At 34.9% G+C, this 11,151-nt stretch carries 11 protein-coding genes; all 11 read right to left on the reverse strand.

Annotated features, from left to right (window positions below; all coding sequences use genetic code 11):
* Window position 1: 1 nt before the first annotated feature.
* On the reverse strand, window positions 2–1,849 hold the full coding sequence (locus ACN0QX_RS11795) for a DEAD/DEAH box helicase (protein ID WP_248400383.1): 1,848 nt from the start codon (window positions 1,847–1,849) through the stop codon (window positions 2–4).
* A gap of 246 nt (window positions 1,850–2,095) precedes the next feature.
* On the reverse strand, window positions 2,096–2,662 hold the full coding sequence (locus ACN0QX_RS11800; protein ID WP_417197205.1) for a DinB family protein: 567 nt from the start codon (window positions 2,660–2,662) through the stop codon (window positions 2,096–2,098).
* Between the two features lie 23 nt (window positions 2,663–2,685).
* Window positions 2,686–3,036: an SdpI family protein gene (locus tag ACN0QX_RS11805; RefSeq protein WP_417197207.1), complete on the reverse strand. Its 351-nt coding sequence runs from the start codon at window positions 3,034–3,036 to the stop codon at window positions 2,686–2,688.
* A 101-nt stretch (window positions 3,037–3,137) separates the two neighbouring features.
* Window positions 3,138–3,962: an urea transporter gene (locus tag ACN0QX_RS11810; RefSeq protein ID WP_417197209.1), complete on the reverse strand. Its 825-nt coding sequence runs from the start codon at window positions 3,960–3,962 to the stop codon at window positions 3,138–3,140.
* Between the two features lie 68 nt (window positions 3,963–4,030).
* Window positions 4,031–4,798 carry a hypothetical protein gene (locus tag ACN0QX_RS11815; protein ID WP_248400377.1) on the reverse strand — a complete coding sequence of 256 codons (768 nt, stop codon included), beginning with the start codon at window positions 4,796–4,798 and terminating at the stop codon, window positions 4,031–4,033.
* Between the two features lie 9 nt (window positions 4,799–4,807).
* Entirely contained in the window at window positions 4,808–7,240 is a 2,433-nt protein-coding gene (locus tag ACN0QX_RS11820) for a glycoside hydrolase family 2 TIM barrel-domain containing protein (protein WP_417197211.1), read from the reverse strand.
* Between the two features lie 37 nt (window positions 7,241–7,277).
* Complete coding sequence (locus ACN0QX_RS11825; RefSeq protein ID WP_417197213.1) at window positions 7,278–8,390, reverse strand: sialidase family protein; 1,113 nt, start codon at window positions 8,388–8,390, stop codon at window positions 7,278–7,280.
* A gap of 178 nt (window positions 8,391–8,568) precedes the next feature.
* A complete protein-coding gene (locus ACN0QX_RS11830) occupies window positions 8,569–9,111 on the reverse strand; it encodes a DinB family protein (RefSeq protein WP_417197215.1) in 543 nt (180 codons plus the stop codon).
* 53 nt (window positions 9,112–9,164) lie between these two features.
* A complete protein-coding gene (locus tag ACN0QX_RS11835) occupies window positions 9,165–9,833 on the reverse strand; it encodes a hypothetical protein (RefSeq protein ID WP_248400373.1) in 669 nt (222 codons plus the stop codon).
* A 120-nt stretch (window positions 9,834–9,953) separates the two neighbouring features.
* Window positions 9,954–10,367: a hypothetical protein gene (locus ACN0QX_RS11840; RefSeq protein ID WP_417197217.1), complete on the reverse strand. Its 414-nt coding sequence runs from the start codon at window positions 10,365–10,367 to the stop codon at window positions 9,954–9,956.
* A gap of 31 nt (window positions 10,368–10,398) precedes the next feature.
* Window positions 10,399–11,151 (reverse strand): phytoene desaturase family protein (locus ACN0QX_RS11845; protein WP_417197219.1); only part of this gene is annotated, 753 nt, incomplete at its 5' end.

The following is an 11,151-nucleotide window of genomic DNA, read 5'->3' on the forward strand; positions in this document are numbered from 1 at the left end:
TTTAGCGTCTAGAGCGTCTTGGTCTTTCAGAACCGGAATCGTTACTAGTTTCTGTACGTCTTGGTTTAGAGTCGCTATCACTTCTGCGGCTACGTCTGTTTCCAGAATCGCCACCACGATCACTACGTCCACCACTTGAACGACGTTCACCTCTTGGCTTATCATCACGTCGTTTTCCTCCAAAACCACTTCCGCCACTTCTGCGTTTGTTTCGGCTAGTACCACGACCTTTATCTTCGCTTACTTCTACATTTACAAAACGACCTTCGTGTTTGAAATCCGTAAAGAATGCCAATACTTTTTCTTGTAAACCTTTTTCGGTTGTAAAAAATGAGAAACTTTCTTTAACATCCACTTTAAAAACGTCATCACGACCTAATTCTAAAACTTCTTTAAGGAAATCTTTTAGCTTCATCCAATCGTAACCATCTTTACGACCAACGTTTATAAAGTAACGTGTATCATTGGCATTACTGGTATAACCACGTCCACCACCATCATCAGAACGATCACTTCCACGAGATTCTGTTACGTTTTGAATACGTGATTTTGAATAGTAATTAAAGAAACGCGTAAATTCTACAGAGAAAAATTTCTTAATTAATTCATCTTTAGATGTGTCAGCAAATAGTTCGTTGATACTTTCTAAATACTTATTAATTTCAGGGTTTATTTCTGTATTGTGAATTTTATTGGCAAGCGACATTAATTGAACTTCACAAATTTCTATGCCATCAGGAATTTCTTTTTTAATGAAGTCTTTCTTAATGATGCGTTCAATACTTTTAATTTTACGAACCTCGCTTTTTGAAACAATAACCATAGAGATTCCTGTTTTTCCAGCACGACCAGTTCTACCAGATCGGTGTGTGTATACTTCCGGTTCATCCGGTAACTGGTAGTTTATTACGTGTGTAATATCGTCTACATCAATCCCACGAGCAGCAACATCTGTTGCTACTAGCATTTGAATTTGCTGGTTTCTGAAAGATTTCATTACCAAATCACGTTGATTCTGACTTAAATCGCCATGTAATGCGCCAGCACTGTAGCCGTCTTCAATTAATTGTTCAGCTACTTTTTGTGTATCGCGTTTTGTTCTACAGAAAATAACAGAAAAGATATCTGGATTTGCATCGGATAAACGTTTTAAAGCTGCATAACGATCACGTGCATTAACTAAATAATACTCATGCGTTACTTGACTCGTACTTTCATTTTTGTTTCCTACTGTAATCTCAATAGGGTTTGCCATAAATTTCTTGGCAATATTGGAAACCTCTTTAGGCATGGTAGCCGAGAATAACCAGGTGTTTTTGTCTTCAGGTGTATGCGATAAGATATCAGTAATATCCTCTTTAAAACCCATGTTTAGCATTTCATCAGCTTCATCTAAAACGGCGTATTCAATTTTAGAAATATCTACTAATCTACGCTTAATCATATCTTTCATACGACCAGGTGTCGCCACAATAATTTGTGCACCTCTTTTTACCTCGCGTGCTTGATCTGTAATACTAGACCCACCGTAAATTGCTACAACGTTTAAACCTTTACAGTGTTTACCGTAAGCTTTCATTTCGTTGGCAATTTGCAAACACAATTCACGTGTTGGCGAAAGGATTAAACCTTGTGTTGTGCGACTATCCATCTGGATTTTCTGCAACATTGGAAAACCAAATGCAGCTGTTTTTCCCGTTCCAGTTTGCGCTAAGGCAACTAAATCGGTGTCTTTTTCTAATAAAATGGGAATTGCTTGGGATTGAACATCACTAGGGGTTTCAAAACCCATGTCAGTAATAGCTTGTAATAGGTCGTCATTAAGACCTAAATCTTGGAATGTATTCATTCGTGTTTAATAAGTAATCGATTATGTTTTGTAGTGTTACAAAAGAAGAGAATCGACATACTTAACCTAAACTTCTAGTAACACACCCTCACCCTGAGGAATTAATTTGATAGAACGTCAGGTTCCGCCAAATTTCGTGCAAAGGTACACTTTATTTTTAATTTAATTATTAGGAATGTAGAAATGTTAAAAATTAAAGTTACAATGGCGTTCAGGTAACGCTACTTATTCGGTTTATTGATGTTTTTAGTTTTTAGGAACTCTTTTTATAATTAATCGAATTTGTCCCATATGATTCGCTTGATGTTCCATAACATGATACCACGCCCAATGGTTGTTCATACTAGAATTTTTTACTTTTGAATTAAACCAGGTATCATCTTTGGTTTTTAATAATTTCAAGGTTTCTTTTCTAACTGCATCCCAAATATCTAAATAGTAACTAATAGGTTTATTTACAAGTTCGCTTCTAGCTGGTTTGCCTAACTCTAAAGGCATTAGCCAGGTTTCGTTTTCGTCTTTGTTCAAACTTCTGTTTTCAAACGTATATAATTGGTAATATTTTTCGGTGGCTGCCAAATGTAAAATCATGGCACCAATGCGGTTCGCATCATCATCTAATAAAAAATCGACTTCATTTTGATTCAGGTTTACAACACTAGCAGTAAGGCGTGCTTTTAAATCTTCCAGCATGGATACCATATTTCCTATCTGCGTTGAATAGCCTTTAGGAGCTTCAATTGTATTTTGAGCGTGTAAAGTACTGCTAAAACAAACTGCGAGGAATACGAGATACAATGTGCGTTTTTTCATGTGTGATTTTAGCTATTTACTGTTTAGTTAAACTTATTTTTTATAGCAGATTCTACGCGAATAAATAGCACAACAACAAGTATAACCATGAAGCTAATACCAATTAATGTGGCTATTTTTTCATTGGGTTGCACAATAAAACCAAGCAACCCGGTTAAAGCTAACACAACTCCTAATTTCATCATTTCTATAGCGGAATAAATTTGTGCAAAATCCCATCGCTCTTGATTTTTCATGGAGCTTACCGTACGATAACCATACAGACCATTTATTTTTTTAGGCGGAAACTTCATCATGATGAATCCAACAATTAAAAAAATTAATCCTGTAGATACAGGTATGATGAATATCGGGTTGCTAGTTGGTAGATCCATTTTATGCTGTTTTTCCACTTTCAATTTAGAGAATTAATTTCTAATTCAAATGATAGGTTGTGTATTTAATATCAAGACAATCAATTTATCGATTTAAATTTTTAAACTTTTTTCACCATTAAAATCCCCCAAGTTGCTAATACAAAAGGAGCAGTAAGGGTAATTAAGCCTGTCATGGCCATACCTATATTTAGTAATGTGGATAGAATAATAGCACTGGTAATCCATAAAAAATCCTTCCATCCGGTTCCTACAAGTGCTATAGCGCATAGTATGGCGTTGTAACCCATGAGTCCCGCGTTAATTGTAGATGTAGATTCTGAAACAAGCCATCCAACAATGGGCCCTAAAACTGCTGCGTAGGCCGCATATACGGCCATTAATTTATTATTCAGTAAAATTCCGATAAAGAAAAATAATCCTGTTATACTATTTTCTTGAAACATGACTTGACCGAAACTATTACCAGAGGATATTAGAAAATTAAGACTACTTTCAATTTGCTCTAATGGCGCCAATAGTGGAAAATTAAAAATAACTATCAGGAAATATATGGTTAGCCATGTAGCCATGACAAAAGGAGCAGTAAAAGGCAGGATAATTTTTTGTAAATATGCCATGATTACCGTTGATAAAATGGCACCTAAAAAGAGTGCGAAAACGGTTACGACAGAAACCTCAAAAAAACAAAACACGGCTATACCTGTTAATGTTCCATTAAAACCATATAGGCCGTTTTTAATGGCCTCTTTTGGATACTTCAAAACATGAGCCGAAACGGTGCTTATTATTGTGCCGAATAGAGCTGCTAATCCTAATAGCCAGGAGTTGTAGAAAATTCCTATTAAAAATAATAGACCAGAATATATATTATTTTGAAACATGACTTGTCCTATTCCCCGCAAAATGGTTTGTATAAAGGTCATTAAAATTTGAAATTAAAATTAATTATATGGGTTCCATCCGTGTAAACAATATACTGGTAACTGAAATCTTATTTGGAGGTTAAATCTATTTTTTCATAGATTTTCCCATCACGATTTATAGTTGTTTTACTTTTCTTATCTGCAATAAAAGCTAGAACTTGATTTTTAATATCGGGGTTGATTTCTTTCTTTGGAATCGTTTTTTGATTGAATTCATTTAAATCGGTTAATATGCCATTTTCCAGTTTGAATGCTAATTGTGATACAGCAACAATCATTTCCGCATAATAATTATGAAAAATTTTAATTTCGTTGATGCCATCATGGAGTTTGGCGGTTTCTAATAATTCATATTGAAATGCATTCTGTGCGTCAGGATTTTTATAGCCTATTTTAATAATTTCCGATTGTGGAAATTCAATACGCATAGAAACTTCTGAAATAGCAGAAGTGAATTTTGGGAATTCTTGATACTTTCCGTCAATTTCAATTAGTAGTTGTTCTGCATTTTGCTCATAAGGTTGCTTGTAGTAAAACGTGATATAATTTTTATTTTCAGGGTTATGTAACCCGTAAAAATGGAATTTTTTAGTTAATTCAGGATTGGGAAAAAGTGTAATTTGATTTGAATTTGATAGGGTATAGGTGCCATATATTTTTAAATCCACATTCCCGAAAGAGGCAAAGTAGAAAAATGTTTGATCTTCCAACAAATACATGCCAGCAGCCATCTCAAAACTTGAAAGCTCATAAAACCCTTCAGCTGATTTATAATTGCTTTGGGAATAAATAGAACTTGTAACCATCAGAAGAATTAGAAATTTATAAGTTGTCATAAGTCATTTTTATTTTTTAGACTGGATGTCTATTTTAGCTGTTTTTAAACCATTGCCTGTTACTGCTAAAGTCATATTACCAATTTTATCTGTAGATTGAACGGTAACAACCAATTTTCCGCTGAACAATTTCATGGTTGGAATATGAAACATTTCTAAAGAGGTGGCATCACCATTACAAACAGCACGAAAGCTGCCAGTTCCTGATACTTTAAAATTTAATTGATTGGTAGCTGTTGGACATTCTATCCCATTTTTATCGACGACGGAAACCGTAACATAAGCTAAATCATTACCGTTTGCTTGTAATTCCGTTCTATCCGTTTCTAATTTTAGGGCATAGGGTTCGCCTGAAGTTTGAATTCGTTTTTCAGCTAAAGGATTACCAGCATCATCCAAAGCAATAACTTTCAATTCACCGGGTTCATAAATAACATCCATCCACATAAGTCGGTAGCGTGTTAAGGCGGTAGAATCATTTTTTGTTTGAACCCCTAAACTCTTTCCGTTTAAAAATAATTCGGCAGCATTATAATTGGTATAAACGAAAACTGGAATGGTATCACCTTCTTGACCTTCCCAGTTCCAATGTGGTAAAATGTGTAAGGTTTCATCGTTGGTATTCCAGCGGCTTCGATAATGGTAATAACGGTCTTTTGGTAAACCCGCTAAATCAATCATCCCAAAATAGGAACTTCGTGAGGGCCATTCTTTATAGTAAGGCGTTGGTTCGCCTAAATAGTCGAAACCTGTCCATACAAACTCGCCAATAACCCAATCATGTGTGTCTTGTAAAACAGCATCCACATCTGGTGTGTTGGACCAGCTACAATATTCTAAATCGTATGACGAACTTTGAAAGTCATCATATAGTTTCATTTGAGCTTCTTTAACCGGAAATTTATAAATCCCGCGAGAACTGACGGTTGATGCTGTTTCCGAACCTAAAATGAGACCTTGGGGAAATTTCTCATAGGCTGCTTCGTATAAATACGTTCGGTAATTTAATCCTGGAATATCCAAAAGTGCTCCAAAACCAGACGCCATAGTAGCAGTAACCTGATCCATGCCAACGGTTACCGGTCGTGTGGGATCTTCTCTGTGAAAAATATCTTGAATCATTTTGGCACGTTTGGCACCTTCCGATCCAAATTGATCTGGGACTTCGTTACCAGCACTCCACATAACTATACATGGATGGTTTCTGGTGGCATGAACCAGATTTACGATATCTTTTTCCACATCGGTTTTAAAAAAGCGATTGTAGCCATTTTCAACCTTGGGTTCTGCCCACTCATCAAAGGATTCGGCTAGAAATAGAAAGCCCATTTCATCGCATAGCTCCAATTGCTCTATGGATGGCATGTTGTGGGAACTACGAATGGCATTAGCTCCCATATCTTTCAAAATGCGTAGTTGTCTTTTTAAAGCGGACTTGTTAACAGCTGTTCCAAGAGGACCTAAATCATGATGTAAACAGACGCCTTTAAATTTCGTGATGTTCCCGTTTAAACTAAAGCCTTTGTGTGCTTCATAATTAATACTGCGAATTCCAAAACGTGTTGAATAGCGGTCTTGAAGTTGATTATCCTTGTAAATTTCTGAAATGGCTGTGTATAAATATGGCGCATCTAATTCCCAGAGTTTGGGGTTTTGAACAGGAATATTTTGTTCGAATTCTTGATTAAATATCTGCGTCGCTTTCTGTGAAGCGACTTCCTGTCCATTGGTGTTTACAATTTTAGTAACGAGCGTTAAATTTTCGCCAGACACTTTAGTTTTAATATTTACTTTAGCAAGATTATCGCTTATAAACGGTGTGGTAACAAAGGTTCCCCATTGATCTACCGAGTTTTTATTTTTAATAATTACTTTAACGTTTCGGTACAATCCTGCGCCAGGATACCACCGTGAGGATAGTGGCAGATTAGATAAATGAACCGCAATGGTGTTTTCTGCGTTTGCGGTAATATATTTTGAAATATCGAAGTAAAAATAATTGTAACCAAAATTCCATTCGCCAACCTTTTTCCCATTAATATAAACTTGGGGTTCGCTCATGGCACCATCAAAAAGGATGATGGCTTTTTTGGTGTCATCAAAACCTGAAGTTAAAAATGTGTTTCGGTACCAAGCTTCGCCAACATAAGGTAATGCACCACTTCTGCCTGTTAATGCTGCAGGTTTATATATGCCATCTTGCGCAATGGTAACTTCTTGAATGTCTATATTTTTATCAAATGGTCCTTTAATGGCCCAATCATGCGGGACGGTTACTGTTTCCCATTTAGAATCGTTAAATTGTTTTTGAAAGGCTTGATCGTTGGGTCCCTTTTGGAACTTCCAATTATCCGTTAAGAGAATGGTTTGCCGCTCTTGTGAAAAAACAGAAAAGGGTGTAATTATGTAGAGTAAGAGAAGAAGCAACGATTTAAAATTCATATTTAAATTTTTATAACTTGTTTGAAAACATGGTGGTTTATTTAACACCATCTTTGCCATCCGTTATCCAGGCTAATGACAGTTTTACAAACACATTTTGGGAATAATCGTCTTTTTCAAAAAACAAACCGATATCACCATTTTTAAGAAGGGTCATGGTGGAATATGCTGCCGATCCTGGATAAATGACTTTGCCTTTACTCCAGGTTTTTCCTTCGTCATAACTTATTTTAAGCGTTAAATTTTCTCTGGAATCTTTGGAATTTAAATTTGAAAACAACAATCTATTTTTAGTTCCACCGTTTTTAATAGAACTATACCGAATAAGACTAGCATTACAACTAGGGTCCACTAACTGATTATCTGGACGGGATGTCCACGTGTTTCCGTTGTCCTTGGAGGTGTGAATATATCGAACCCCTAAATTATTTACGCGACTATTTATCATTAAGGAGCCGTCTTCCAATTCAATAACTTTCGATTCGTCGGCAGGTTTGATGGCTGTTTCTATGAGGCTCCAATTTTTTCCATGGTCATCACTTTTAAATAAGAATAAGCCGTTTTCTAAATTTACAAGCGTGTGGATTAATGTGCCAGAACGGGTTTGAATGCCTCTTCCAGACGTGATGAATTTAAAATCCGTTTTCCATTCGGGTTTTGTAATTTGCGATGTCATATCAGTAGGAGTAGACCAGGTTTTGCCATGATCCATGCTAGAAATCATTTTTAAATAAAACACATTTTTCTCGGTTTTCAGATTCATATAATTAAAGAACATGAAAATTTCGCCTGTGGTTTCATCTAAAATCATGGATGGGTCTGAAGCGGATTCACCCAAGGGATAATCAACTATGGTTTCAATATCGGACCAGGAATTGCCATTGTCTGAACTCCTACGCATAACAATATTAATGTCATTACTCCATTTTAAATCGCCACAAGACGGCACGCGTTCATCAATGGCTGTAATGATGTCGCCATTTTTAGCAGTTATAATGGATGGAATTCTGTAGCAAGAAACACCTTCCTTCATATCTGCACTAAACAGATTTATAAATTTTAAATCGTTCTCAATAGCTTCAAGTTGTTCACCTTGTCCGAATAAAAAACAAGGGAAGAGTAATGTGGAAAGGACTAATTTAATGTTCATGTCTTACATCTTAAAATAAAGATATGAAGATACCATATTTGGTTGAGGTTTTCAACTGCTGGATTCGTCAAATTGGTTTGAAAGGCTTCATAAGGATGCAAATTTTTCTATAACTAATAACTTGCAGGTTACAAGCCTGTAAATAAAGGTTTTATCTAGCTTGTTTTATTTGTTTATCTTATTGAAACAAAACGTATCTAGGCGGAATAAGGCCGTTTAGCCTCATATAAACTAACATTTGTCCTCTATGGTGGGTGATGTGGTCTGTAAGTAAAAGGAAAATTTGTCTTTTGGACCTATTCAACCCGAAATAGTCTAACTCGTCATCTAGTTGCGTTGTATTAAATTGTTTAATGAGTTTTATAGTTTTGTTAAATGTGTTGTCAATTAAGGTAATCATTTCTTTTTTAGATTTATGGCTCACCTTAAAAACCGTATCTGTTTTCCATTCTCTGGCTTCTCGATTACCCAATAGGGATTGACTATGCCAATCCATAGCATAACCTATATGCATTAAGTTTTCGGCCAAGGTTAAAGATTCTGGTGTTGCTCTAAAACCATATTTATCCGCTGGCATTGTTTCTGCAATAAGAAGTAAGTATTTACGAGAGTTTTCTAATCGTTCCAAATAGTCGTCAATAAAACGATCTTGTTGCGCAAAAAGCGGTGTTGCAACTGAACTAAATAGTATAAAACTTGTTAGCGTGAGTAGTTGTTTCATAATGGTAAGTTTTCTGTTTTTTTAGAGCATATTAATTAAGCAATTAAACAGGATTATTTTAGTTCAAACATGTCGTTTTCAATGCTCATTTCAATCAATTCAATTGCCGTGTATGTTAATTTGAACTTATCAGTCTGAAGTGAAAATTTTAAATAGGGTCTTTTAGCTATCTCATAGTATTCATTCAAATAAAAATCGTTGTGTTTGGAAAATAAGTCAGAATTTAATTTTGGACTTTTTAAACTGAAGCAATAATTAAGGATTATTTCTCGGTTATTGAATTTACGAATAGCTATGTATTCGTAACATTCACAGTCCAGGCCCATTATTTTTGTACTTTCGATTTTTCCGCTATGCATTTTTTTAATTGAATTTCTTTGTGCGTCTAGAGAATCAATTTCTAACGTGTTTTTTTTGGTAAAATAAAGTTTCCCTTTTTTAGCAAGGTATAACTGTGAGTCTGATCCAAATTCTGAACTATTTAAGTGAACTCTTCTGAAATCACCCGTTTTAGAATAATACATGATTAAACTATCACCATATTTGTCTGTTATTTTTTTTTGTAAACTATCAGAAGCAAATTCTGATGTTGTGATGTCTGTTGAAAATATTATTTTTCCTTCAAAACTACTTATAGGTGTTTTCAACTCTTCCTTAAAATTATCTTGCGAAGATTTACAGCTCACTAATACTAGAAGTAAAATTATAACTATTCTTTTCATTTATTTTATGTTTGTTTAGCTTGGGATTTAAAGCTTATCCCCTCATTTTTAAACTTTAATAGAATTTTTGAAATAGCTAAATAAATTTATTAAAATACCAGCCAATTCAAAATCTAGACACTAATTGCTTTTTTTCTTTGTTGTAAATAATGTTATGAAAACGACTAGGAAGAATACGAAAAACAGCCAATCATTTATCCCATAAACGGAATAAAACATACCTGCCATGGTATCTTTTTTATAAACGTCTGCGATGTCATTATTTAAAATCCACTGTATCCAAATACATCCATATATTAATTTTTCCAAGGCAAAAACGGCGACAAGCCATTTTACTGAATTATAATGCTTTGCAACCGATATATAAGCAAGACCCCAAACAGCAATCATTAATAAACCGAAATTAGACATAACAACGGGGTCTGTTTCAGGAATGGTGGAATTGGTGAAGAATCTTGAAAAGATTAAAACCGACAGGTTCATTAAACCAGCTACAACAAATCCTTTTGTAATTATTTTGTTTTTCAATCCCATATTTTATGTTTTATGCTGAAGTATTTGTAATCTACACCTTGCTTAAAATATTTTTTCCAGTAATGGCAATACTAGTAAGTACACCTGAAAACAATGCGCCTGCAACGCCTGCTGTGACAATGTCTTGACCCGTTAGGTAAAAGTTTTTTATAGGTGTTCTTGGTTTTAAAAAAGGTTGTCTGAAACGGGAAGGCGTGTGGTCCAATCCGTAAATTTCGCCTGTTTGATAATTAACAAAATGTTTAGTTGTTAATGGTGTGGATAATTCTTGATGAACAATTTTGCCTTCCACTTGCGGTAATTGTTTATATAATTCTGTTAAGAGTCTATTGGTAATATTCTCCTTAATGGCTTCGTAATCATCACCTCTTTTTTTCCAGGAGGTATCCGACCATTTTTCAAAAGTTTCATAGGGAATAAGTGTAATTATATCAATGCTGCTTTTTCCAGGATATCTATTAGACCAATCCGGATCTTTAGCACAAGGAAATGAAATATAAACGACAGGGAAAGGTTGTGATAAATCGTTTAAATAATTGTCAACGCAGGTATCATGATCGCCTTCCGCTGGATATATCCATTGATTTGTTTTCGGAATTTGTAGCGCTTCAGGCGTACCTTCTAATCCCAAATATAAGCTTACATGCGCTACTGATGGTTTTACTTGTTGTAACTGTTTATTTAGTTTGTGTTTTATAACTGTAGCTTCGGGTAATAATGTGGTGTAGGTGGTTACAATTCCAGCACTACTTACAATGTTTTTGGCCTTGAAAACATGACCATC

Source organism: Bizionia sp., from assembly GCF_048259285.1.
Lineage (GTDB): Bacteria > Bacteroidota > Bacteroidia > Flavobacteriales > Flavobacteriaceae > Algorimicrobium > Algorimicrobium hallyeonense.